The sequence below is a fragment of the Nonomuraea sp. NPDC049646 genome (genome assembly GCF_044465525.1).
GTDB lineage: Bacteria > Actinomycetota > Actinomycetes > Streptosporangiales > Streptosporangiaceae > Nonomuraea.
Window position 1 is genome coordinate 853,276 of record NZ_JBITLU010000001.1, and the last position, 24,203, is coordinate 877,478.

Here is a 24,203-nt window from a genome sequence, read left to right on the forward strand (position 1 = left end):
GCTGAAGTATCATCAGGTTTCCTGTCAATGCCTGGCTGGGATACTGTTCGCCATGGCCAGCGCCCCGCCCCGCCCCACCCCGTCGCTGCTGTACGCCGTCAAACGGCTCGAACTGGCGATCAAGTCGCGCCTGGACGAGATGCTGCGCGACTCGGGCGTGACCACGCCGCAGTACACGGCGCTCACCGTTCTGCAGCACAAGGACGGGATCACCGCCGCCCAGCTCGCCCGCGACTCCTTCGTCACCCCGCAGGCCATGGCCGACCTGATCGGCGCGCTCGACCGGCGTCACCTCATCCGCCGCTCCCCCAACCCGGGCAACAAGCGCGAACTGCTGCTCTACCTCACCGACGAGGGCCGGGCGCTCCTCGACGCCTACGCCGAGGCCGCCGCCGGCCTTGAGGACCACATGGTCTCGGGCCTGTCGCCCGACCAGGCCGACGCCTTCCGCGCCGCCCTCACCCTGGCCTGGACGACCCTGCGCCCGGCCCGCAAGTGATCAGCCTCCCGCCAGGGAGCGGGGAGCGGAGGAGGCGCGGACGTCGAACCTCGCCTGGAGCAGCCGGCCGCCCGCGACCTCGCGGCCCTCGATGAGGTCGACGAGCATCCCGACCGCGATGTCGGCCGTCTCGACCGGCAGGAAGCTGAGCGTGCTGACGGGCGGGTCCGTGAACGGCGCCGTGGGGTCCTCCGTCGCGCAGACCAGCAGCAGGTCGCCGGGCACCGACCTGCCGAGCTTGCGGATCCTGTCCAGGAGCAGGGACGGGCTGACCTCGACCAGCACGACCAGCGCGTCCGGCGGCTCGGGATCGCTCAGCAGCCTCTCCACCGCGGCCAGCGTCGGCTCGAAGCCGGGCCCGGGGAGCTGGGCCAGCAACGGGACGCGGCCCCGCTCCGCACTCCAGTCGAGGTAGGCCCGGACGGAGTCGCGGTGGTAGCAGGCCGTGGTCGGGGCGCCGACCGCGGCGATCCGCCGGGCGCCCGCCGCCGCCAGGTGGTCGAGCACGCCGCGCAGGGCCGCGCCGTAGTCGAAGTCGACCCATGGCCACGGCGTCCCCGCCACGGCCCTGCGGTCGGAGACCACGGCCACCCCCGCGGCCAGGAAGTCCCCGACCAGCGGATCCCCCTCGACCGGATCCACCACGAACACGCCGTCGAGCGGCAGGTCGGTCCAGTAGTCGTCGGGGCCGGTGGTGGGAAGCAGCACCACGCCGTATCCGTGGGTCATGCCCGCGCGGGTCGTGGCGGCGGTCAGCCGGGCGAAGTAGGCGAGCTCGGTGTAGAACCACGGATGCTCGACGAACTCGCGGGCGGCGAGGCCGAGCAGGCGTGAGCGCCCGGCGCGCAGCCGCCGCGCCGTGGCGTTGGGCCGGTATCCGAGCCGGCGCGCCACCTGCCGGACGTGCTCGCGGGTGGCGTCGGGGAGGCGGCCCGCGCCGTTGAGCGCGTCCGAGACGGTGGTCTTGGACACCCCCGCCGCGCGGGCGACGTCGACCAGGCGCACGCGCGCGCCGACCTTACGCTCTGGCTGTTCCATGGGTGCGATCTTTGCAGCATGTCAGCCGTTCCGCCACCTCGCCCACCGTTGCTGAATCGTTCCTTCAGTGTCTTGTGCAGGAACGTTCCTTCACCAATACTCGTGGCACTTTCCCGCACGAGGAAGAGGTGGTCCGATGCGTACCGCTCGTCTCGCCGCCGCGGCGCTGACCGTGCTGGCGGCCGCTGCCTGCGGCGGCGGCCCGGCCGCGCCGAAGGCGGCCGGAGCCGGCGCCTTCACCGTCACGGCGGACCTCCCGCCGGCCAAGGGCCCGGTGGACGCCGTGACCTGGGCGCTCTACGCGGAGCCGCAGTCGCTCGACTACGCCTACGCCTTCGATTACCCGCCCAACACCGTGCTCGCCAACGTGTGCGAGCAGCTCATGCGGATCACGCCCGGCTTCCAGGTGCAGCCGGGGCTCGCGAGCAAGGCCGAGTCCCCCGACCCCGGGCGCTGGGTTTACACGATCCGCGAGGGCGTCCGCTTCCACGACGGCTCGCCGCTCACCGCCGACGACGTGGTCGCCAGCATGCGCCGGCACATGGATCCGAAGGTGGGGTCGTACTGGGTCTCGTCCTACCAGAACGTCAAGTCGGTGGAGAAGACGGGCCCCATGGAGGTCACCGTCCACATGAAGAAGCCCGACCAGCTCTTCAACGAGCAGATGGGCACGTCGGCCGGGACCATCGAGAGCGCCGCGTTCCTGGCCCGCCAGGGCACCGGGTACGGCACCCCGGACAAGGGCGTGAACTGCACCGGGCCGTACTCGCTCGACAAGTGGGACAAGGGCCAGGCGATCACCCTCAAGCGCTTCGACGGCTACTGGGACGCCGCGCTCAAGGCCAGGGCCGCGACCGTGCGGAACGTCTTCATCCCCGACCCGGCGGCCCGCGTCAACGCCCTGCTCTCGGGCGAGGCGGACGGCAGCTACCTGGTCCCCACCACCGGCTTCACCCGCCTGGGCGCCGCCTCCAGCGGCAAGCTGTACTTCGGCCCCAACACCGCCGCCGTCAGCCTCATCCCGCTCGACCTCAAGGGCACCCTCGGCGACCTGAGGCTGCGCAAGGCGCTGTCCATGGCGCTCGACCGCAAGGCCATCCTGAAGGCCAGCGTGGCCGGGGTGGCCACCCCGGCCAAGGCGCCGGCGGCGCGCGGCGCGTGGGGCATCGCCCCCGAGGCCGCCGAGCGGTACTACGCCGAGCTCCCCGAGCTGGACACCGACCTCGAAGCGGCCAGGAAGCTGGTCGAGGAGGCCGGCGGCACGGGCCGGAAGATCGTGATCGCCACGAGCACGATGGCCCCCGACATCGGCGTCATCGCGAACGCCGTCCAGGCCGCGGGCCAGGCCATCGGGCTCGACGTCGAGCAGAAGGCGGTGGCCCCCGACGCCTACTCCGCGCTGTTCTCCGACCCCAAGGCCCGCGAGGGCATCGACCTGGTCATGACCATCTGGTACGACTCCACCCCCGACCCGCTGGAGTTCTACGGGATCCTGCAGACCGGCAACTTCGCCAACTACGGCGGCTACTCCAACCCCGGCTACGACAGGCTCGTCGACCGGGCGAGCGCCGAGGCCGACCCCGCGGCCCGCGCCGCCGTGGTCGCCGAGCTGCAGGAGATCGCCGTCCGGGACCTCGTGTGGATCCCGCTGTACGAGGTGCCGCACAGCATGTTCCTCAACAAGCGGCTCACCGGCGCGCCCACCGGCATCACCCAGCTCGTCTACCCCTGGGCCGCGGCGCTCGGGTCGGCCGGCTGATGGCCGCCTTCCTCGGCCGCAGGCTCGCCGGACTGGTCGCGACCCTGCTGGGGGCCTCGTTCGCGGTCTTCTCGGCCGTCTACCTGGCTCCCGGCGACCCGGCCTCGTTCCTCACCCAGGGGCGTTCCGCGTCCCCGGAGGCGATCGCGGCGATCAGGGCGCAGTACCACCTGGACGACCCGTTCCTCACGCAGTACCTCAAATGGGTCGGCGGCGCGGTGACCGGGGACTTCGGCCGCTCGGTGCAGTTCCGGCAGGACGTGACCGGCCTGCTGCTGGCCAGGCTGCCCACGACGCTCTTCCTGGTCGGCTACGCCGGGCTGCTCATCGTGGTCGCGGGGCTGATCCTCGGCGCCCTGGCCGCGCTGCGGCCGGGCCCGCTCGACAGGGTCGTCCTCATCGGCACCGGGGTGGCCACCGCGACCCCCTCGTTCGTCGCGGCGATCGGCCTGATCTCGCTGTTCTCCGTCCAGCTCGGCTGGTTCCCCGCCTTCGGCAACGGGGACGGGCCGGCCGACCGGCTCTGGCATCTGACCCTGCCCGCTGCCGCGCTCGCCCTGACGTTCGCCGGCCTGCTGGCCCGCGTCACCCGCGCGTCCATGCTGGAGGAGCTGGCCCGCGAGCACGTCGAGGTGGCGCGTTCGCGGGGCGTCCAGGAGAGCGCGGTGATCCGGCGGCACGTCCTGCGCAACTCGCTCGGGCCGATCAGCACGGTCACCGGCACGGTGATCGCCGGGCTGCTCGTCGCCACCTCGATCGTGGAGACCGCCTTCGGCCTGTCCGGGATCGGGCAACTGCTGGTCAGCTCGGTCACCGTCAAGGACTTCCCGGTCGTGCAGGCCGTCACCACCTTGATCGTCGTCGTCTTCGCGGGCGCCAACCTGCTGGTCGACCTGGTCCAACCGGCCATTGATCCGCGCCTGCGCAGGGCGTAGCGAAGGAGTCCCCTTGACAGCCGTGACCCTCCACCGCCGATACCGGCTCCCGGCGGACAGGACGACCGTCGCCGGCGTCGCCGTCCTGGCCGTCCTGGTGGCGGTGGCGATCCTCGCGCCGGTCGTGGCGCCGCACGACCCGCTCGCCGTCGACTTCTCCGCCGCGCTGAGCGGCCCGAGCGCCGATCACCTGCTCGGGGCCGACCAGTCCGGCCGCGACGTCCTGTCCCGCCTGATCTTCGGCGCGCGGGCGGGGCTGCTCGGCCCGCTCCTGGTGGTGACCCTGTCGACGGTGGCGGGCACCCTGCTCGGCGTCCTCGCCGCCTGGACCGGCGGGGTCGCCGACGCGGTCCTGTCGCGCGCGATGGACTTCGTCTTCGCCTTCCCCGCGCTGCTGCTGGCGATCAGCCTGGTGGCCATGTTCGGGCCCGGCCTGACCGCGCCCGTCGTGGCGATGAGCATCGCGTACACCCCCTACGTCGGACGGCTGGCGCGCGGCGTCGCCCTGCGGGAGATGTCGCGTCCCTACATCCACGCCTACCGGGTGCAGGGCTGGCCCGGCTGGGTCATCTGCCTGAAACACCTGGTCCCGAACGTCGTGCCGCTGATCCTCGCGCAGTCGGCGATCAACTTCGGCTACGCGCTCATGGACCTCGCGGCGCTCTCCTTCCTCGGGTTCGGCACGCAGCCGCCCGTCCCGGACTGGGGCGCCATGATCAACGAGGGCGCGTCCGCGCTGCTCCAGGGCGCCATGCTGCCCGCGCTGGTCCCCGGCGCCGCCGTCGTGGTCACGGTGGTCGCCTTCAGCATCGTCGGCGAGGGCATCGCCGACCGCGTCTCCGGGAGGGAGCGCTGATGCTCCGGATCGACGACCTGACCGTACGGCCGGCGCCCGGCCAGGCCGCACGGCCCATCCTGGACGCGGTGTCGCTGCGCGTCGCCCAGGGCGAGGCCGTCGGGCTCGTCGGCGAGTCCGGGTCGGGCAAGTCCGTCACCTGCCGGGCCGTGCTCGGCCTGCTGCCCGCGCGGGCCGCCGTGAGCGGGCGCGTCCTGGTCGACGGCCAGGACGTGCTGTCGCAGAACGCCGCGGGGCTGCGTGACCTGCGCCGCCGCCGAATGGCGATGATCTTCCAGGATCCGCGGGCGTCGATCAATCCCGTCCGGCGGATCGGCGACTTCGTCACCGAGGGGCTGCGGGCGGGCGGCCTGCCGTACCGGCGGGCCCTCGATCGCGCGGAGGGGCTGCTGGAGGCGGTGGGCATCGAGGACCCGCGCGGCGCGCTGCGCCGCCACCCGCACGAGTTCTCCGGCGGGATGCTGCAACGGGTGATGATCGCCGGGGCGCTCGCCGCCGAGCCCGACCTGCTGCTCGCCGACGAACCGACGACCGCCCTGGACGTCACCACGCAGGCCGAGGTCATCGCGATCCTGTCGCATCTGCGAAGCACGCGCGGGATGGGCATGCTGTTCGTCACCCACGACCTGGAGCTGGCCGCGGCCATCTGCGACCGCATCTACGTGATGTACGCGGGCCGCATCGTCGAGGAGCAGGCCACCGGCGAGCTCTTCGCCCGGCCCCGCCACCCGTACACGGCCGGGCTGCTGGCGGCCACGCCCCGGCTGGAGTCGCCCGAGCCCCCGCGCGGCGTGCCGGGCAGGCCCCTGTCGCTCGCCGAGTCGCCGGACGGGTGCGCGTTCGCGGCCCGCTGCCACCTGGCCGTCGAGCGGTGCCGGGAGCGGCGGCCCGAGCTGGAGACCCTGGAGCACGCCCAGGTGGCGTGCCTGAGAGCGGGAGAGCCGGTCCATGACTGAGAACGTGCTGGAGGTCGAGGGGCTGCGCAAGGCGTTCGGCGGAAAGACCGCCGTGGACGGCGTCTCCTTCTCGCTGCGGGCGGGCGGCTCGCTCGCCGTCGTGGGCGAGTCGGGATCGGGCAAGACGACGACCGCGCGCATGCTCGTCGGCCTGGAGATCCCCGACGCGGGACGGATCGGCGTCGAGGGCCGCGACCGCTCGCGCGTCCCGAGGGGGCGCCGGGCCAGGCTGGCACGGGCGCGGGAGATCCAGATGGTCTTCCAGGACCCCTACCTCTCCCTGGATCCGCGCGTCAGCGTCAGCGAATGCGTGGAGGAGTCGCTGCGGCTGCATTTCGCCATGGACCGGCAGGCCCGCCGAGCCCGCCGCGACGAGCTGCTGGAACGCGTCGGGCTCGGCGAGCGCGAGGCGGCCGCGCTGCCCAGGCGGCTGTCCGGCGGGCAGCGCCAGCGGGTCGCCATCGCCCGCGCGCTCGCCACCGAGCCGAAGGTGCTCATCCTGGACGAGGCCACCTCTGCGCTCGACGTGTCCATCCAGGCGCAGATCCTCGACCTGCTGACGCGGATCCGCCGCGACCTCGACATCGCCTACCTGTTCATCACCCACGACCTGGCCCTGGTACGGCACGCGGCCGACGACATCGTCGTGCTGTACCGCGGCAGGGTCGTCGAGGCCGGGCCGACCGAGCAGGTCCTGGCCGCCCCCCGGCACCCCTACACCCGCCTGCTGCTGCACTCCGTGCCGCGGCCCGGCTGGGACCCCGTACAGATCGCCGCCGACCGGCGCGCCCTTCAGGAGATCATGTGAGCGACCTCGCGCACCTGCCCGCCACGCAGGCCCTGGAACTGTTCAGGACCCGGGCCCTGTCGCCCGTCGAGCTCATGACCGCGGTCGTCGAGCGGGCCGAGGCCGTCGAGCCCAGGGTCAACGCGCTCAGCGAGACGATGTTCGAGGAGGCGCTCGACCAGGCCAGGAAGGCCGAGCACGCCTACCTCCACGGGTCGCCGCGGCCGCTCGAAGGGCTGCCGGTCGCCACCAAGGACGAGCAGCCGATCGCGGGAAGGCGGGCCAGCGACGGCTCCCTGGCCCATGCCGGCCTCGTCGCCGACGCCACCCACCCGGTCGTGGAGCGCGTCGTCGCCGCCGGCGGGATCGTCCACGCCCGCACCACCACGCCGGAGTTCTGCTGCGCCGCCTTCACCCACTCCCGGCTGTGGGGCGTCACCCGCAACCCCTGGAACCTGGACTACTCGCCCGGCGGCTCCTCCGGCGGCTCGGGCGCGGCCCTGGCGTCGGGGACCGCGACGCTCGCCACGGGGTCCGACATCGGCGGCTCGATCCGCCTGCCCGCCGCGGCCACCGGCACGGTCGGGTACAAGCCCCCGTACGGGCGGGTGCCCGCGATGCCCCCGTACAACCTGGACCACTACTGCCATGACGGGCCGATGGCCCGCACCGTCGCCGACTGCGCGCTCCTGCAGAACGTCATCGTCGGGCCGCACCCGGCCGACGTCGTCTCCATCCGCCCGGCCGTGTACGTCCCCGAGCGCCTCGGCGACGTCGCGGGGCTGCGCATCGCGTACTCGCCCGACCTGGGGAACTGGGAGATCGAGCCGGACGTCGCGGCCAACACCCGCGCGGTCGCCGACGCGCTGGCCGCCGCCGGGGCCGTCGTGGAGCAGGTGGAGGTGCCGCTGCACCGCGCCGACGTCATGCGCGCGGCCTTCATCCACTTCGGCGCCATCTTCGGCCCCATGGTCGCCGGCGTGGCCGACGAGCACCGCGACCAGCTCACGCCCTACGCCCTCGCCTTCGCCGAGGACGCCCGCGCCGCGCTGGCCCGGGACGGCTTCCTGGCCGGGCTGGAGCTGGAGGGCCGCATCTACGCCGTGATCGGCGACCTGCTCGACCGGTACGACGCGCTGATCTGCCCCACCGCCGGCGCCGCCGCCCTGCCCGCGGGCGAGGACTACGTGCACACCGGGCTGACGGTCAACGGCGTCCAGCTCGACCACTACCTGGAGTATTCGCTGACGACCGTGTTCAACGTCGCCAGCCGCTGCCCGGTGCTCAACGTCCCGTCCGGCCTGTCGTCGTACGGCGTGCCGACCGGGGTGCAGATCGTCGGCCGCAGCTACGACGACGCGACCGTCTTCCACATCGGCGCCGCCGTCGAACGCGTCCTGCCGTGGCCCACCCGCCCGCAGCTCTGAGGAGAGTTCCATGACTTCTGCCGACATCCTGTTCGTCAACGGCCGGGTGCGTCCCATGGCCGGCGCTCCGAGCCGTGCGGTGGCCGTGCGCGAGGGGCTGATCCTGGCCCTCGGCGACGACGAGGAGATCCGCGACCTCGCGGGCCCGCGGACCGAGGTCGTCGACCTGGCCGGACGGACCCTGCTCCCCGGGTTCCAGGACGCCCACGTGCACCCGGTGCTGGCCGGGCTCACCATGACCCGGTGCGACCTGCACGAGGCGGGCGACGCCGCCGACGCCCTCGCCGCGGTCCGCGCGTACGCCGCGGCCAATCCCGAGGCGCGCTGGATCTCCGGCGGCGGATGGTCGATGGAATGGTTCCCCGGCGGCACGCCGAGCCGGATCGCCCTCGACGAGATCGTCCCCGACCGGCCGGTCTACCTCACCAACAGGGACGGGCACGGCGCGTGGGTCAACACCGAGGCCCTGCGGCTGTGCGGCGTCCACGACGGCACCCCCGACCCGAACGACGGGCGCATCGAGCGCGAACCGGACGGAACCCCCCAGGGAACCCTGCACGAGGGCGCCGCCTCCCTGGTGGGCAGGCACGTGCCGGAACCCACGGACGAGGACCTGCTCCGCGGCCTCCAGGCGGGCCAGCGACGCCTGCACCAGGCCGGAGTGACGGCCTGGCAGGACGCGATGGTCAGCCCGGAGGTCCAGCGCGCCTACGCCGCAGCCGCCGAAGCCTCGCTGCTCACCGGGCGCGTGGTCGGCGCCCTGTGGTGGGACCGGGACCGGGGCGAGGAGCAGATCCCCGAACTGCTGGCCCGCCGTACCACCACCGGGCGGTTCAGGGCCACCAGCGTGAAGATCATGCAGGACGGCGTGGCGGAGAACTACACCGCCGCCATGACCTCCCCCTACCTGGACGGCTGCGGATGCCGGACCGGCAACAGCGGCATCAGCTTCGTCGCCCCCGAGGACCTGCGCGCCCACGTCACCCGGCTGGACGCCGTCGGGGTCCAGGTCCACGTGCACGCGGTCGGCGACCGGGCCGCCCGGGAGGCACTGGACGCGTTCGAGGCGGCGCTCAAGGTCAACGGGCGCAAGGGCAACCGGCATCACATCGCCCACCTGCAGGTGGTCCATCCCGACGACGTGCCGCGCTTCGCGGCCCTGGAGGTCACCGCCAACATCCAGCCGTTGTGGGCGGCCCACGAGCCGCAGATGGACCAGCTGACCATTCCCTTCCTCGGCGACCGGCGCGCCGCCTGGCAGTACCCCTTCGGCGACCTCCTGCGCTCCGGCGCCGCCCTGGCCGCGGGCAGCGACTGGCCGGTCAGCAGCCCGGATCCGTTCCTCGGCATCCACGTCGCCGTCAACCGGATGCTGCCCGACGGATCGGGACAGCCGTTCCTGCCCGCGCAGCGCCTCACGGTGGCGGCGGCCCTGTCGGCGTACACGATCGGCACCGCCCGGATCAACCACCTCGACACCCGGACGGGGACCATCGAGCCGGGCAAGCTCGCCGACCTCATCGTCACCGACGCCGACCCGTTCGCCGTCTCCCCCGGCGACCTGGGCGGCATCACCGTCCTGGCCACCTACGTGGAGGGACGACGGGTGCACACGCATCCGTCCTTCTGACCCCTCGCCGCCGGGCGGAACCGGCCTGTGCCCCGTCATCGGAGGCCGACGCCCGGTCCGGTGCCGTTCCTAGGGAGGGGTCACTTGTCCGGGGTGTCGCTCTCGGCGGCGTTGGGCAGTCCTTCGAGCTCGCGTACGCGCTCGATCATCTCCCTGATCGCGGTCAGGCTCTTCGGCGAGAGGCCGGCCGCCCGCAGCGCGATGCCCCGTACGGAGGCGTCGCGCATGGCGGCGAGCAGCGACAGCTCGGCGTCGATGCGCTCGGCGGCCTCGTCGTCGAAGAAGTAGGCGGGCGGGACGCCGAAGAACCCCGCGAGCGCTTCGAGGTGGCGTTTGGTGGGGTTGTCGCGCAGCCCCTTGCGGAGCTGCCAGATGTACGTGCCCGAGATGGTGGGCCCGCCCGCCGCCCGCAGCGCGTCGGCGACGTCCTCGAAACTGTATTCGCCGCCCTCTCGCGGGTGGACCGTGCGGAACAGGTGGTCCAGCTTGGCCGCCAGAGTACGGCGTCCATCGGATGGGGTGTCGGGCATGCTTCCTCTGCCGGATGGACGCAGGCGGCTGGGTGGAGAAGGGGATGCTGCCGCCAGCATACCAGAGGAATTAACTTCAGTTGACGACCGAATGGCGTTCCGTTAACGACAGTCTACGCGGGCTCCAGCGCCCGGCCGTGGTGCAGCGTCTCGGCGTACGAGAACACGTACCCCCGGCCCACCTCGACCGGCGCCAGTTGGGCGAGGTCGGCGTCCGGCACGTCGGGGAAGCGCAGCTCGGCGCGTCCCGTCCAGACGTCCGAGAACTCCACGTCGCTCACCTGCGAGGTCACCAGCCGCGTCACCGGCTCCTCCCCCGGCAGCCAGGCCGGGAACAGCCGCGTGTGCACCAGCGGGACGGTGTGCAGGCGGGGTGGCCCCTCGGCGCGGCCCTCGATGGTCACGGCCGCCTCGGCGACGCGCCTGCCGCCCGCCGACAGCGCGGCGTCGAAGCGGCCTCCGGGCGCGAGCCTCGGTCCCGCCCTGCCGACCCGGGCCGGCCTGATCTGGTGCACCTGCCCGAACTGCTTGGGCATGCCCTGGATCCAGCCGCGCACCAGCGGCACCGGCTCGTCGACCCAGGCGTACGGGCAGCGGGCCAGCGGGCGGCCGCGGTACTCGCAGGCGAGCAGGATCAGGAACTCGGTGAACCGGCAGCGGGCGGGGTCGGCCAGCTCGGCGCCGTCGGCGGAGCACCACTGCCACTCGGCGAACACCGCGGCGGCCGCTCCCGGATCGGGGCCGAGGGTGAGCTCCGGCGGCAGGAAACGGGCCGCGGCCCCGGGGTCCACGCGGTAGTCGGCCATGATGACGTCGCCCGAGAAGTGCCAGGGCGGCGGCGTGACCATCGCCGCCCGGCCCGAGGGCGAGAGCGGAAGCGTGTACCCGTGCGGGGGCCGGGCGAGCGGGGGCTCGGTGGGTGGGGGCTCGGTGGGCGGGGGCTCGGTGGGCGGGGGCTCGGTGGGTGGCGGCTCGGGTGCGGTGTGCGGGAGGGCGGTCATCGGGCGGGTCCTCTTCCGTGAGGGGATAGGTTTCGGATCATCTGGGGGCCGGTTCTCAGGTTTCCGGGGGGATCGCGTTCCAGGCCGCGGCCAGCCGTTTCGCGGCGGCGGCGAGCTGGTCGGGGGTGTTGAGGCCGTACGCGAGCCGTACGGCGCCCGCCGCTCCCCTCCCCCGGGACGCCGTCGAGCCGGGGGCGGAGGTGAAGCGGGAGCCGGCGGCGACCAGGACGCCCGCGCGGCGGGCGGCGGCGAGCAGGCCGGCTTCCGGGCGGTCGGCGCGCACCCACACGAACAGGCCGCCGGCGGGCCGGTCGAGGGCGAAGCCGCCGTCCAGCCGCGCCGTGAGGGCGTCCACCAGGGCGTCGCGCCGTTCGCGCAGGCGTTCGCGCAGCCAGAGCAGGTGGCGGTCGTAGTGGCCCCGCTCCAGGAGGGTGGCCACGGCGAGGGAGGTGGTGTGGTTCGGGCAGCCGCCGCTCTGCAACACGCCATGGACGGCCAGCCGGTCGGCCATGGCGGGCTCGGCCGTCAGCCAGCCCAGGCGCAGCCCGGGCGCCAGCGACTTGGAGAAGGTGCCCAGTCTGATCACGCCCTGGTGCCCGTCCAGGCAGGCCAGGGCTGGTGGTCCGGCGCCGCCGTCGAGGCGCAGGTCGGCGTAGGCGTCGTCCTCGACGATCGTCGTCGCGTGGCGGCGGGCGACGGCCAGCAGCTCGCGGCGGCGGGCGAGCGGCACCACCCGGCCGGTCGGGTTGTGGAAGGTGGGGTTGAGGTAGACGAAGGCCGGACGGGTGCGGGTCAGGGCCGCGTCGAGGGCCTGCGGATCCATGCCGGAGGCGTCCCCGGGCACGCCGTACGTGCGCAGGCCGCAGTCGGTGAGGATGAGCCTGCCCAGGTCGTAGCAGGAGTCCTCGACGAGCACCGCGTCACCCGGCCGGGCCAGGGTGGTGGCGAGCAGGTGAAGCGCCTGCGAGGTGCCCGCGGTGATCAGCACGCCGTCCGGCCCGCAAGATCCCCCGGCCCCGGACGAACCGCCGGGCCCCGGGTTGTCGCCGAGCCCCGAAGAGCCGCCGGTTGCGGCAGAACCGCTCGCCCCAGAGGAACCGCCCTGCTCGGGGAAGCGGCCAGGTGCGGGGAAGCCGCCAGGTGCCGAGAAGCCGCCGGGCTCGGGGAAGCCGCCAGGTGCAGGGGAACCGCGAGGTGCGTAGCTACCGCGAGGCTCCGGGGCACCGCATGCGCGGCGGGCGAGCGTTGTGCGGAGGGCCAGGGCGCCGCGGTCGTCGCCGTACGCGAGGGCGGCCGCGCCGTAGGTGGCCATGGCCTCGGCGTACGCCTCCGCCAGCAGGTCCACGGGCAGCAGGCCGGGGCCGAGGTAACCGGGCCCGAGGTCGGTCGTGCCGGGCGGCACGACCGACTGCACGACGCCCGCCTCCCACCGCAGCCCGTGCGACCCCGGCCCGGCCCGGCCACCCGCCGGAGACGCGACGTCCGCGACGTCCGCGCCCGCCCGCGAGGCACCGGAACCAGCCGTGCGCACCAGCCAGGCGGCGGGGCCTCCGACCGCGTGCGCCGACGCGGGGCCGCCGACTGCGGATCCCGAGGCCGGGCCGCCGACCGAATGTGCCGGGGCGGGGGTGCCGGGTGGGCGGGGGCCGGGGGTGGTGGGGGTGGGGGTCATCGGGGGGACAGGACGAGGCGGAGGGCTCGGGCGGCTTCGCTGAGTGAGGCGGCCGGACGGGCGAGCGCCACCCGGAGCATGTGGTCGCCCTCGGACGGGTCGGCCCAGTGGAACTTCTGGCAGGGCAGCATGTAGACGTTGTGCTCGCGCAGCGCCGACCACACCTCCAGCGCCGAGCGCCGCCCGAGGCGGACCCGTTCGACGCTGGCCCGGCTGCCGGGGTCGGGGAAGTCCACGTCCGGCAGGCCGGCGAGTGACCGCCGCACCAGCGCGCGGTTGCCGGCGATGAAGCGGTGCAGGTCGGGCAGGCCGCCGTCGGCGGCGTCCTCGGCGAAGCGCTGCACCAGCGCCAGCACGAGCGGGGACGCGCCGAGCAGGATGTCGGAGTAGACCTTGGCGACGGGCAGCCCGGGCTCGGCCGAGGTCACCAGCCAGCCGATCTTCAGCTCCAGCGTGGGCCACAGCTTGCCGGTGTCCTCGATGACGATCCAGCGGCAGCCGCTGTCCTCCAGCACCCGGTAGTGGTCGTAGTGGGCCCGCGGGTCGAAGCCGCGGAACGAGGTGTCCAGCGTCAGGACGACGTCGTGCTCGGCGCACTGGGCGGCCAGGGCGCGCAGCCGCTCCTCCGGCAGCACGCGCCCGGTGGGGTTGTTGGGCGTGGTGACGAAGACGCAGCTCACCGCGTCGAGCAGGGCTCGGGGCAGGTCGCCGCCGTGCAGGACGTCCTCCTCCAGGGGCAGCAGGTTCAGGCCCACGCCGCGCAGGATGTCGGGGATGTTGTCGAACGTCGGGTGGATCAGCGCGACCGCCTCGCCCTTCTGGGCCAGGGCCCTGGCGAAGATCTCCATGGCGACCGAGGAGGAGTAGCAGGCGAACACGCGGCCGTCGCCGACCGGGTGGCTGTGCTGGCCGAGCAGGCCCAGGTAGGCGCGGCAGGCGTCCAGTTCCACCTCCTCGGGAGCCCGCGCCGCGGCCTTGGCGAACAGGTTGGGCAGGTCGTCGATGATCCGCGCCTGGCTCGCGGTGAGCGCCTGCCGGGCGTGCCCGTCGGCGAGGTTCAGCGGGCTGTTCAGCGCCAGACATTCGAATTCGGTGAGATTGATCGTCTGGAGTTCCTGCATCACTTTCACCTCACGTGCGTTTTGGAGTGGAATACCCGGACGCAAAATAAGTCGCGCAATTCGTTTCCGTCAATGCATGGCGGACGACTCCGCCGACGAGCTGTGTGTTTTCCGGACGAGTCAATTCCGTTGTGTCTTCATGGGCCCGATGAGAGGCTGCGACCAGCGGTTACACCTCCACACAATCGCTGGAAGGGGTCTTCGTGGATACCGTCGCAACCATTGTTCCACCGCTCGCGGAAACGCCGCAGAAAAGGGCCGTGATCGGCCTGTCCGTGGTCGCCGTCGCCGTTCTGGCGGTTTTCCTGGCGTTCTCCGGCGGCCCCGGCTACTACGTCGACGAGCTGTATTTCCGGGTCGCCGGCGAGCATCTCGCGTGGGGGTACGTCGATCAGCCGCTCCTCGTCCCCCTGCTGGCGCGGCTGCAGATCGCGCTGTTCGGCGACTCGCTGACCGCGATCCGGGTCGTGCCGGCGCTGCTGACCGCCGGGTCGGTGCTGGTCGCCGGGCTGATCGCGGGCGAGCTCGGCGCGGGACGCCGGCTCCAGGTGCTGACCGCGTGCGTCTGCGCCGCCGGTCTGGCCACGCTCGCCGCCGGCCACGTGCTGCACCCCACGGCCGTCGACCACCTGGTGTGGGTCACGGCGTGCTGGCTGGTGATCCGGATCCTGCGGACCGGCGACGAGCGGCTGTGGCTCGCCGTGGGCGCGGTCGTCGGCGTGGGGCTGCTGGCCAAGTACCTGGTCGTGCTGCTGGTCGTGGCCCTCGCGGCGGGGGTGCTCGTCGCCGGGCCGAGGCGCGTGCTGGGGAGCCGATGGCTCCTGGGCGGCGCCGGGGTGGCGCTGCTGATCGCCTCGCCCGGACTCCTCTGGCAGGCCGCGCACGGCTGGCCGCAGTTCACGATGGCCGGTGAGATGTCGGCCGGGCCGGCGGGCGCCGTCAACTTCCTGGTGGGCCAGGTGCTCATGATCGGGCCCTTCCTGACCCCGGTCTGGGTGATCGGGCTGGTGGCCCTGCTCCGGCGGGCCGAGTGGCGGCCCTACCGGCTGATCGCGGCGGCCTACCTCGTCGTGGCGCCGCTGCTGATGCTGCTCGGGGCCGAGCCCCGCTACACCGAGGGGCTGCTGACCGTGCTGCTGGCGGCCGGCTGCGTGCGGGCGGCGACGCTCGGCCGCCGCCTGTGGCTGGGCGCGGCGGCGGTGCTCAACGGCGTGCTCGCCGCGCTCATGGTGCTGCCCGTCCTGCCCGTCGTGACGTACGCCGGGAACCCGGTGCTGGCCGTGCTCGGCGAGGAGCAGTTCGGGGAGACCGGCTGGCCGGACCTGGCCGCGCAGGTGTCGGCCGTCCATCGCGCGCTGCCGGCGGACGAGCGGCGCCGGGCCGTCGTGTACGCCCAGAACTACGGCGAGGCCGGCGCGCTGGCCCGGTACGGCGGCGCGTACGGGCTGCCCGCGCCCTACAGCGCCCACAACTCCTACGCCGACTTCGGGCGTCCGGCCGACGGCGCGGACGTGGTCGTCGCGGTCGGGGTGGAGCGGGCGTCGTTCTCGGCGCTGTTCGGCCGGTGCGAGGCGCGCGGGCGGCTGGCCTTCGCCGTCCCGCACTTCGAGGAGGGCAAGGAGGTGCTGGTGTGCCGGGGGCCGCGGCTGCCGTGGGCGGCGATGTGGGAGCGGTTGCGCTGGACGGGCACCTTCTGAGCCGCTCATGACGGCTCGGTCCCCGTACGCCAGGACGAGTAGGCGCGCAGGCCGTACAGCAGGGGTACGGCCGGCGCGCACCGCTCGATGCCGTACACCTCGCCGAAGACCACGACGTGGTCGCCGGCCTCGACGGTCCTGGCCACCCGGCAGTCGGCGACGGAGTGGGACTGCTCCACCAGGTGCGGCCCGCCGTAGGCGGGGCGGGCGGACCAGCGGACCCGGTCGAAGCGGTCGTCGGCGCCGGAGGCGAACAGTTCGGCGGTGTCGCGGGCGCGGGCGTGCAGCAGGTTCACGGTGAACTGCGCCGTCTTGAGCATGGCGTGCAGCGTGGGGCTGAGGCTGCGGGCGCACACCAGCAGCGTCGGCGGGTCGAGGGTGACGCTGCACACCGACGAGCAGGTCATGCCGCGCGGGCGGCCGTCGGGGCCGGTCACGGTCACGACGGCGACGCCGCTCGGGAAGGTGGACATCAGCGACCGGAAGCGGTCGGGATCGACCGTCGGCGTCATGGGCAGGGCCTCCACCAGGGGGAGATCCGTCATCGCAAGCCTCCGTTCTGTGCGACGGGTACCGGGGCCGTCCCGCGCGGCCGCGGCGGCCGCTGGAGCAGGGCGTAGGACGGGCCGGTCGCCGCCGTGGTCACCAGCGCCATGACGGCGAGCGCGAGGAACATGGCCGGGGTGAGGATCCCGGCCTCGTGGCCGATCTGCAGCACGACCAGCTCGGTCAGGCCCCGGGTGTTGAGCAGCACGCCCAGGCGCAGCGCCGTCCCGCGCGGCTCGCCGCCCAGGCGGGCCCCCGCGTAGGCGCCGCCGACCTTGCCCGCCGTGCCGAGCAGCGTGACCAGGACGATCGCGGTCCACGGGGCCGCCGCGAACGGCTCGGCGAACACGGTGAAGCCGGTGACCACGAAGAACACCGGGACGAGCAGCCGTCCGGCGGCCGAGACGAGCCGCACGGGCCGCTCCCAGGGATCCTCGCCGCCGCCCGGCGCCGCGGACGCGGCGGCCGCGGGCGTCCGGGAGGGGGCCGGGGCCGCGAGGGGCAGGGCGAGGGCGGCGAGGGCCGCGGCCAGGATCTCGGTCAGCCCCCAGGAGCGCATCGCCGCCGCGGCGGCCAGCGCCCAGACGGCGAGGAGCAGCGCCGCGGCCCGCGGGCCGCGGGCCGGCAGGCGCAGCAGCGGGACCGTGCCGAGCACCCGCCGTACCGCGAGCGCTCCGGCCAGGGCGGCGGCGGTGACGCCGGTGAGCACGGCCACGTTCCCGAGGCCGCCGCTCGCCAGGCTCACCGCCAGCGCGACCAGCAGCCACGCGACCGCGTCGGTGACCGTGGCGACCGTCATCGACAGCACGCCCGGCCGGGTGCCGACCAGGCCGCGTTCGGTCAGGATCCGCGCCAGGACGGGGACGGCGGTGACCGACAGCGCCACGGCCAGGAAGACGACCAGCGCGGGAGCGGGGGCCGTGCCGCGCAGGCCCGGTTCGTCCCCGGCCAGCGCCCACGCGGCCACGCCGGCCCCGGCCAGCATCGGGACGGCGAGCGCGCCCGCCGCGGTCCAGCCCACGGCCCGGCCGCGCACGAGCGGCGCGGCACGGCGCAGCTCGTGGAGCACGCCGACCAGGTAGAGCACCAGACCGGCGTGCCCGCACCAGCTCAGCCAGTCCAGGGGCAGCGCCCGCGCGGCGCCGGGACCGGCCACGGCCACCGCCAGCGGGCCCGCCGCCATCCCGAGCGCCACCTCGCCGATCACGGCCGGCTGGCGCAGCGCCCCGGCCAGCAGCCGCCCGGCCCAGGCGAGGAGGAGGACCGCCGCGAGCACGACGCCGAACAGGGCGGCCCGCGCCGGTTCCTCGGCCGCAATCATCGTGTCCGGCTCGGCTCGGGTCGCCGTCCGGGCAGCGCGTCGCCGTTGAGCGCGGCGATGTACTCGTACTGGCTGGGCAGTCCGGCGACCAGCGTCTCGGCCTGCCGGCGGACGAGCCCCAGCTCGCGCTCCGCGCGCCCGTGGTCGAAGTACCGCAGGGCGGGCGGGGCCTGCACCGGGACGCCGCCGAGCCCGAGCAGCATGGCGATGTAGGAGTAGGACTCGAAGCCGTGGTAGTGCGGGAAGACCGTCTCGTTGTCGGGCAGGCGCGCCTGCCACAGCTCCAGGCGCTCGGCCAGCCCGTCGGGGACGGGCCGGGTGGCCGCGTCCTTCCAGTAGTCGTTGTCGGAGCGGGCGGCGGCGTGGTAGTGCAGCGCGAGGAACTCGCGGACGCCGTCCATGACGTTGGCGACCTGCCGGTTGTAGGACTCGCGCAGCCGCTCGTCCCAGCGCTCGCCGGGGAAGTGCTTGACCAGTTGCTCGATGGCGTTCTGGATGAAGAACAGGCCGGTCGACTCCAGGGGCTCGACGAAGCCGCTGGACAGGCCGACGGCCACGCAGTTGTTGACCCAGGAGCGCTCGCTGCGGCCGATCCGCATGCGGATGTGGTTGGCCTCCAGCTCGTCCGCCTCGGGGCCGACGAACTCGCGCAGGGTGCGCTCGGCCTCCTCGGGGGTGCAGTAGTCGCCGGCGTAGACGTAGCCGGTGCCGATGCGGCCGTACAGGGGGATGGTCCAGATCCAGCCGGCGTCCATGGCGGTGGCGGTGGTGCAGGGACGCAGGCCGCGCGCGGCCATGTCCGCGGGCACGCGCAGCGCCACCGCCCGGTCGTTGGGCAGGCTCTCCTGGTAGGAGACGAAGGGGACGGACAGCGCCTTGTTCAGCAGCATGCCGCGGAAGCCGGTGCAGTCGATGAACAGGTCGCCGGCCAGCTCGCCATGCTCCTTGGTGAGGACGTGGTCGATCCAGCCGCGCTCGTCCAGGCGGACGTCCACGACGTCGTCCAGGACGTGCCGGACGCCGCGTTCGGTGCCGAACCGGGTGAGGTAGGAGGCCAGCAGCGCGGCGTCGAAGTGGTAGGCGTAGGGGAACTGGGTGTTCTGCTCGGTCAGGGTGGTGCGGTAGGCGCGCTCGTCGGGATTCTCGCTGAAGTCCTGCTCGAACAGCTCGCCCGACAGGTAGCGGGGCGAGCGCTTGGCCTCGCACAGCCAGCTGATGACGAAGCAGTCGCGGTCGAAGCTGCCGCCGGGGCGGGCGTCGAGCCACCAGTCGGTGAGCGGGAAGCCGTCCACGACGCGCAGGCGCTCGAACGGGTGGTAGAAGTGGTGGCCGGGGGCGCGCCAGTTCTCGAAGCGGATCCCCAGCTTGTACGTGGCGTGACACTCGGGCATCCACTCCCGCTCGTCCAGCCCGAGATAGTCGAAGAAGTGGCGGATCGTGCTGAACGTGGCCTCTCCCACGCCGATGGTCGCGATGTTCTTCGATTCCACCAGAGTGACGGCGATTCGGTCGCCGAATGCCGCGCGGAGATATGCGGCGGTCATCCAGCCCGAGGTGCCGCCGCCCACGATGACGACGTTCTTTACCATTCTTGAGCCCTTGTCCATGCGTCGGGAAACGCGCGTCGGAAGAACCGGGAATAGGACGGGGCAGTGCTCCGGCCGCCCTATTTCGAGCGTGCCGGACGGCCCCGGACGTTTTCCAGCTCATTGACGCCGGAGCTAAACAGGGCGGTCAGACGGGCGGTGGTGGGGTGGCGCGGGCGGCCGGGCAAGCGCCCCTGTGCAGGGCGTTCACGGTCGCCCACAGGCCGTCATCAACTGGCGTAGATGACAAATTCTTGATCCACCAACACCAGTTGACTTCCCAACTGTCGCCGAGTTAGCTTGAGCAAAACTGGGGGCTCCCACCACGGACGCCCTCATCGCCCGGGCCGCCCTGATCCACGCGGCCACCGCGTCGTGCGCATTTTTCCCCGCGCCGCGGCGTGATCGACGAACCCGCAAAATGCGAAATGGGAGCCGCGGTGCTGCGGATTCATTTCACGGTCGAAGACCTGGCACGCCTGCGCATGGCGGCGACCCTCGGCCCGGTGACGGAGAGCGTGTTCGCCCTCGACCTGTTCGCCAGGAGCGGCGGCGCCGTCCACGGCGAATGGCGCAGGGACGTGCGCGAGCGCATGAACGGCGCGGCCGGCCAGGTGGATCGGCTGGCCCGCCAGCGCCGGCCGCTCGGCGAGCTGCTCGGACTGCTCGACCGCTCCCCCGGCGAATCCGGCTTCCGTGCCGGGGACGCCGCGGACCCGTGGGCGACCGCCACCGTGCTGGCGTTCTGCCGGGCGGCGGTGCTGCCGTACTGGGGGCGGGTGCGCGCCTACCTGGAGCTGGAACGGGAGACGTTCGGCCGCATCACGATCACCAACGGCGTCGAATGCCTGCTGGACACCCTGCACCCGAAGCTGGTCTGGAACCCGCCGGTCCTGGAGGTCCCGAACGACGAGGACCGCGACGTGTACCTCGACGGCAACGGCCTGCTGCTCAGCCCCTCGTTCTTCCTCCAGGTCAGGCACTGCCTGTTCCTGGACAGGGAGCACGAGACGGGACTGCCCGCGCTGGTGGTCTCGGTCCCCTGGACGCCGGCCGTGCTGTCGGACCTGGTGGCCGAACCGACGGCCGACGACGAGGCCCTCGGCGCGCTCGTCGGGCACACCCGGGCGGCGGCCATGCAGGCGCTCATGGACAGCTGCACCACCGGCGCGCTGTCCGAGCGCCTCGGCATCTCCCTGGCCGGCGCCAGCAAGCACGCCACCGTGCTGCGCAAGGCCGGGCTCATCACCACCGCCCGCAACCGCAACACGGCCCTGCACACGCTGACGTCGCTGGGCATGGCGCTGCTGCGCGGCGGCGGCCACCTCATCTCACAACGCAACTGACCTTCCCTGGAGGACGAACCATGAGCACGAACCCCTTCGAGGACCCCGACGGCGTCTACCTGGTGCTCGTCAACGACGAGGGACAGCACTCGCTGTGGCCGGCCTTCGTGGACGTGCCCGCCGGATGGGCGGTCGCGCTGCCCGAGACCGACCGGGAGCGCGCGCTCGGCTACATCGAGGAGAACTGGACCGACATGCGGCCCAAGAGCCTCATCGCGGCGATGGAGGAGTGAGCCGTGCTGATCATCGAGGGCGGCGGCGAGCCCGTCCAGGAGCGGATCAGGGCCGGGCAGCGGGCGCTGCGCGAGAGCCTGACCAGCCACGGGGCGCTGCTGTTCCGCGGCTTCGAGGTGGGCGGCGTCGAGGGGTTCGACGCCGCCGTGCGCGCGTTCTCCGGGACGCCGCTGGCCTACACCGAACGGTCCTCGCCGCGCAGCGTGATCAAGGGCAACGTCTACACCTCGACCGACTACCCGCCCGAGGAGGAGATCTTCCTCCACAACGAGAACTCCTACCAGGCCGTCTGGCCCATGGTGCTGTTCTTCCACTGCCTGCGGCCGCCGCAGTCGCAGGGGGCCACGCCGCTGGCCTCCACGCGGGAGGTGCACGACACCATCGACCCGGCGGTGCGCGAGGAGTTCGAGCGGCGCGGCTGGATGGTCCGGCGCACCTACGACGACGAGCTCGGCATGCCGTGGTCGGAGGCGTTCGGCACCACCGACCGGGACGAGGTCACCGCGTACTGCGAGCGCAACGGCGTACGGGCGACCTGGCTCGGCGACGGGCGGCTGCGCACCGAGGCCGTACGCGCGGCGGTGCACCGGCATCCGGTGACCGGCGAGCCGGTCTGGTTCAACCACGCCACGTTCTTCCACGTCACGACGCTGCCCGAGGCCGTGCGCGAGGGGCTGCTGGAGATGTGCGGGGAGGAGGGGCTGCCGAGCAACACCTACTACGGCGACGGCGGCGCCATCCCCGACGAGGTCACCGACCACCTGCGCAAGTGCTACCGGGCGGCCTCGCGCCGCTTCGACTACGCGGCCGACGACCTGCTCGTCATCGACAACATGCTCACCTCGCACGGGCGCGAGCCGTACACGGGGCCGCGGAGGATCGCGGTCGCCATGGCCGAGCCGTCGCGGGCGTAGCTCGGCGGAACCTCAGTCGTCCCGGTCCTCGTTCCCGGCCCGCGACCCCGGCTCGTCGCCGGGGTCGCGGGCCGGGGCGGTTGCGCGCAGGCGCCGGTTCGTCGTGCCGAGCACGGCCAGCAGCAGCAGGTCCGCGACCAGCCCCGGCACCGCCGAGAACTGGTTCACGATGAACGCGAACACCTGCCCGAACAGGATGTCGACCAGGAGCGCGAGGTAGAGCGCCTGGAAGGCGGCCGGCCGGTTCCACCGTAACCGGGCCGCGCCCCACAGGCTGAGCAGCACCGTCACCGCCGCGGACGCCGCCAGGCCGATCACCGCCCCCCACTCCCGTTCCTGGCCGAGGGAGTCGTAGGAGCTCTCCAGGGCCAGGCCGACCAGGGGCAGCGGGGCCCGTACGACGAGGCAGGCCACCGCGAGCACCACCACGACCGGCCGCCGGCACAGCCGCTCCAGCCAGGCCAGGGCGGCGCGCACGGCGGGAAGGCGCGGCGGCTCGCTGGAGGGCACCATGCCGAGCAGCCGGACCGCGGCCGCGTCGAGCGGGTCGCCGGAGTCCTGGACCAGGCGGATCGCGCCGCGCCGCTGCTCGACCGTCAGCCCGGAGGTGACGCCGACGAGGGCGGCGTGCAGCGCGTTGGCGGTCCGCTCGGCGCAGGTGTAGCCGGTGCGGCCCTTCAGCCACTGGGCCAGCACGACGAGGGCGGCGAAGACCAGGTAGATGATGCCGGCGGCGGGCCGGTAGAAGTAGTCGTTGCGCTCGGTGACGAACTTGCCGACCTCGTCGAGGAACGTGCCGAAACCGGCGCCGCCGAGCAGCGCGCCCCAGGTCCTGGCCCGCTCGCCGAGGAAGGCGAGGGTGAGGCCGAGCCCGGCCGCCATCAGCAGGCCGCCCCACAGGACGTGCGCGATGTGCAGGTCGCCGCCGCCGAGCTTCGGGTAGCCCGTGCTCGCCAGCCAGGTCCTGATCAGCAGCACCGCGCTGATCCCCGCGATGGCGAACACCTGCAGATGAGCCGCCGCACTGGTGATCCTTGCCAGTCGTGATCGGCGCACCGGGTCCTCCTCCGCTGTCAATGACGTCGTGGGAAGCGCCGACCAGGAGCCGGGTCGTCGGCGAATTTCACTTGCGCGGCGCTTCCGCCCGGGGATCGACACCGGCGCGGGACGCTCGCTGACACCTTTTCGACGCTAGCACACCGGCTTCGTGACTGCCCTGTTTAGCTTGAGGCTCAAACACATTGAGCTCCGGCCCCCCGGCGACCGAACCTTGACCGGACGGGTGTCGCCGAGGAAGGGAGCGAGTTGTGTCGACTTTCGAACTGCGGAAAGACGAGGCGACGGCGATCACGGAGCTGGCGGACGAGCTCGCCCGGCAGCATCCGGGGGTCGAGTCCGCGCAATTCCAGAAAATCGGCCGGGTTTATGCCGACGAGCTGCCGAGACGCCTCCGCGCGGAGTTGCACGATTTCCGGCTGGCCGAGCCGTCGGGCCTGCTGGTGATCTCCGGGCTGCCGGTGGACGACGCCGCGCTCGGCCCCACTCCGAAGGACTGGAAATCGCGTCCAGAACCGTCGCCGACACTGTCGCTGGACATCGCGTTCTACCTGGTCATGAGCCTGTTGGGGGAGCCGATCGGCTGGGTCACGCAGCAGGACGGGCGTATCATGCACGACGTTTTCCCGATGCCCGGCTTCGAACGCGAGCAAATCGGCTGGAGCAGCGCCGAAACGCTGGTCTGGCACACCGAGGACGCCTTCCACCCGCTCCGCACGGATTATCTCGGGCTGTTCTGCCTGCGTAATCCCGACAAGGTGGAGACGACCTTCGCCGAGGTCGGTTCGATACATCTCGACGAGGCCACGGAAGCCTTGCTCCGGGAGCACCGATTTCTCATTCTCCCGGACGACTCGCACCGCCCGGAGAATCGCGCCCCGGATCGCGACGACGACCCGAGGGTGGCCGACCTGAAACGCCGCAGTTATCGCCAGGTCGAAAGGGCGCTGACCGATCCGGAGCCGATGCCGGTGCTTTTCGGCGCCCCGGACGACCCGTATCTCTGCGTCGATCCGCACTATATGCAAGGAATACAGGGAGAGGACGAGGAGAAAGCGCTCGCCGTCCTCGCCGCGACCGTGGACGCGGCCATGACCGGGATCGTGCTCGAACCCGGCGACATCTGCGTCATCGACAACTACAAGGCCGTGCACGGGCGCAAGCCCTTCCGCGCCCGCTTCGACGGGACGGACCGGTGGCTGCGCCGGCTGAACGTGGCCAGGGATCTTCGCAAGTCGCGCGAGTTCCGGCTGGACGCGCGGTCCCGCGTCATCTACTGAGGCTAGGAGCAC

The 24,203-nt window shown here is 73.0% G+C and carries 22 protein-coding genes; 13 read left to right on the forward strand and 9 right to left on the reverse strand.

Going from position 1 to position 24,203, the window contains the following annotated elements; all coding sequences use genetic code 11:
* Positions 1–52: 52 nt before the first annotated feature.
* Entirely contained in the window at positions 53–499 is a 447-nt protein-coding gene (locus ACIBQ8_RS03845; protein WP_397190979.1) for a MarR family winged helix-turn-helix transcriptional regulator, read from the forward strand.
* On the opposite strand, the gene ACIBQ8_RS03850 is transcribed toward ACIBQ8_RS03845, so the two are convergent.
* Positions 500–1,537, reverse strand: a complete 1,038-nt coding sequence (locus tag ACIBQ8_RS03850) for a LacI family DNA-binding transcriptional regulator (RefSeq protein WP_397190980.1) — start codon at positions 1,535–1,537, stop codon at positions 500–502.
* A 136-nt stretch (positions 1,538–1,673) separates the two neighbouring features.
* On the opposite strand from ACIBQ8_RS03850, the gene ACIBQ8_RS03855 reads away from it, so the two are divergent.
* The 7 genes from ACIBQ8_RS03855 to ACIBQ8_RS03885 are packed head-to-tail and all read left to right on the forward strand — an operon-like array spanning position 1,674 to position 9,887.
* A complete protein-coding gene (locus tag ACIBQ8_RS03855; RefSeq protein ID WP_397190981.1) occupies positions 1,674–3,296 on the forward strand; it encodes an ABC transporter substrate-binding protein in 1,623 nt (540 codons plus the stop codon).
* Entirely contained in the window at positions 3,296–4,231 is a 936-nt protein-coding gene (locus ACIBQ8_RS03860) for an ABC transporter permease (RefSeq protein ID WP_397168842.1), read from the forward strand. The genes ACIBQ8_RS03855 and ACIBQ8_RS03860 overlap by 1 nt, the downstream gene beginning before the upstream one ends.
* Before the next feature lie 22 nt (positions 4,232–4,253).
* Positions 4,254–5,087 carry an ABC transporter permease gene (locus ACIBQ8_RS03865; RefSeq protein ID WP_397191113.1) on the forward strand — a complete coding sequence of 278 codons (834 nt, stop codon included), beginning with the start codon at positions 4,254–4,256 and terminating at the stop codon, positions 5,085–5,087.
* Positions 5,087–6,043: an ABC transporter ATP-binding protein gene (locus ACIBQ8_RS03870; RefSeq protein ID WP_397190982.1), complete on the forward strand. Its 957-nt coding sequence runs from the start codon at positions 5,087–5,089 to the stop codon at positions 6,041–6,043. The genes ACIBQ8_RS03865 and ACIBQ8_RS03870 overlap by 1 nt, the downstream gene beginning before the upstream one ends.
* A complete protein-coding gene (locus tag ACIBQ8_RS03875) occupies positions 6,036–6,851 on the forward strand; it encodes an ABC transporter ATP-binding protein (RefSeq protein ID WP_397190983.1) in 816 nt (271 codons plus the stop codon). The genes ACIBQ8_RS03870 and ACIBQ8_RS03875 overlap by 8 nt, the downstream gene beginning before the upstream one ends.
* Positions 6,848–8,257, forward strand: coding sequence for an amidase (locus ACIBQ8_RS03880; protein WP_397190984.1), 1,410 nt, complete (start codon positions 6,848–6,850; stop codon positions 8,255–8,257). The genes ACIBQ8_RS03875 and ACIBQ8_RS03880 overlap by 4 nt, the downstream gene beginning before the upstream one ends.
* Before the next feature lie 10 nt (positions 8,258–8,267).
* Positions 8,268–9,887, forward strand: a complete 1,620-nt coding sequence (locus ACIBQ8_RS03885; protein ID WP_397190985.1) for an amidohydrolase — start codon at positions 8,268–8,270, stop codon at positions 9,885–9,887.
* Between the two features lie 80 nt (positions 9,888–9,967).
* Here ACIBQ8_RS03885 and ACIBQ8_RS03890 read toward each other — a convergent pair whose 3' ends face one another.
* The 4 genes from ACIBQ8_RS03890 to mppP form a co-directional block, all read right to left on the reverse strand.
* Entirely contained in the window at positions 9,968–10,417 is a 450-nt protein-coding gene (locus tag ACIBQ8_RS03890) for an XRE family transcriptional regulator (RefSeq protein WP_397190986.1), read from the reverse strand.
* 113 nt (positions 10,418–10,530) lie between these two features.
* Positions 10,531–11,418 (reverse strand): enduracididine biosynthesis enzyme MppR, encoded by an 888-nt coding sequence (mppR, locus tag ACIBQ8_RS03895; protein ID WP_397190987.1) that lies wholly within the window; start codon positions 11,416–11,418, stop codon positions 10,531–10,533.
* Between the two features lie 55 nt (positions 11,419–11,473).
* The gene (locus ACIBQ8_RS03900; RefSeq protein WP_397190988.1) at positions 11,474–13,090 is read right to left on the reverse strand and encodes an aminotransferase class I/II-fold pyridoxal phosphate-dependent enzyme; all 1,617 of its coding nucleotides are present in this window, start codon (positions 13,088–13,090) and stop codon (positions 11,474–11,476) included.
* Positions 13,087–14,211: an enduracididine biosynthesis enzyme MppP gene (mppP, locus tag ACIBQ8_RS03905; RefSeq protein WP_397168856.1), complete on the reverse strand. Its 1,125-nt coding sequence runs from the start codon at positions 14,209–14,211 to the stop codon at positions 13,087–13,089. The genes ACIBQ8_RS03900 and mppP overlap by 4 nt, the downstream gene beginning before the upstream one ends.
* Before the next feature lie 260 nt (positions 14,212–14,471).
* Between mppP and ACIBQ8_RS03910 the strand changes: the two genes are divergently transcribed.
* Positions 14,472–15,908, forward strand: a complete 1,437-nt coding sequence (locus ACIBQ8_RS03910) for a glycosyltransferase family 39 protein (RefSeq protein ID WP_397168857.1) — start codon at positions 14,472–14,474, stop codon at positions 15,906–15,908.
* 5 nt (positions 15,909–15,913) lie between these two features.
* Here ACIBQ8_RS03910 and ACIBQ8_RS03915 read toward each other — a convergent pair whose 3' ends face one another.
* From ACIBQ8_RS03915 to ACIBQ8_RS03925, 3 genes are read right to left on the reverse strand one after another with little or no spacing between them, the layout of a single operon-like run.
* On the reverse strand, positions 15,914–16,453 hold the full coding sequence (locus ACIBQ8_RS03915; RefSeq protein WP_397168859.1) for a flavin reductase family protein: 540 nt from the start codon (positions 16,451–16,453) through the stop codon (positions 15,914–15,916).
* Positions 16,450–17,775 carry a cation:proton antiporter gene (locus ACIBQ8_RS03920; protein ID WP_397168860.1) on the reverse strand — a complete coding sequence of 442 codons (1,326 nt, stop codon included), beginning with the start codon at positions 17,773–17,775 and terminating at the stop codon, positions 16,450–16,452. The genes ACIBQ8_RS03915 and ACIBQ8_RS03920 overlap by 4 nt, the downstream gene beginning before the upstream one ends.
* Positions 17,772–19,364, reverse strand: coding sequence for a tryptophan halogenase family protein (locus ACIBQ8_RS03925; RefSeq protein ID WP_397168862.1), 1,593 nt, complete (start codon positions 19,362–19,364; stop codon positions 17,772–17,774). Before ACIBQ8_RS03925 ends, ACIBQ8_RS03920 begins: the two co-directional genes overlap by 4 nt.
* Before the next feature lie 437 nt (positions 19,365–19,801).
* On the opposite strand from ACIBQ8_RS03925, the gene ACIBQ8_RS03930 reads away from it, so the two are divergent.
* The 3 genes from ACIBQ8_RS03930 to ACIBQ8_RS03940 are packed head-to-tail and all read left to right on the forward strand — an operon-like array spanning position 19,802 to position 21,855.
* Positions 19,802–20,707, forward strand: coding sequence for an ArsR/SmtB family transcription factor (locus ACIBQ8_RS03930; RefSeq protein WP_397190989.1), 906 nt, complete (start codon positions 19,802–19,804; stop codon positions 20,705–20,707).
* Positions 20,708–20,727: 20 nt separating this feature from the next.
* Complete coding sequence (locus ACIBQ8_RS03935; protein WP_397168866.1) at positions 20,728–20,940, forward strand: MbtH family protein; 213 nt, start codon at positions 20,728–20,730, stop codon at positions 20,938–20,940.
* Positions 20,941–20,943: 3 nt separating this feature from the next.
* Complete coding sequence (locus ACIBQ8_RS03940) at positions 20,944–21,855, forward strand: TauD/TfdA family dioxygenase (RefSeq protein WP_397168867.1); 912 nt, start codon at positions 20,944–20,946, stop codon at positions 21,853–21,855.
* A gap of 12 nt (positions 21,856–21,867) precedes the next feature.
* Here ACIBQ8_RS03940 and ACIBQ8_RS03945 read toward each other — a convergent pair whose 3' ends face one another.
* Complete coding sequence (locus tag ACIBQ8_RS03945) at positions 21,868–22,911, reverse strand: hypothetical protein (RefSeq protein WP_397190990.1); 1,044 nt, start codon at positions 22,909–22,911, stop codon at positions 21,868–21,870.
* A 251-nt stretch (positions 22,912–23,162) separates the two neighbouring features.
* On the opposite strand from ACIBQ8_RS03945, the gene gntD reads away from it, so the two are divergent.
* The gene (gntD, locus tag ACIBQ8_RS03950; protein WP_397168871.1) at positions 23,163–24,191 is read left to right on the forward strand and encodes a guanitoxin biosynthesis L-enduracididine beta-hydroxylase GntD; all 1,029 of its coding nucleotides are present in this window, start codon (positions 23,163–23,165) and stop codon (positions 24,189–24,191) included.
* Positions 24,192–24,203: the final 12 nt, after the last annotated feature.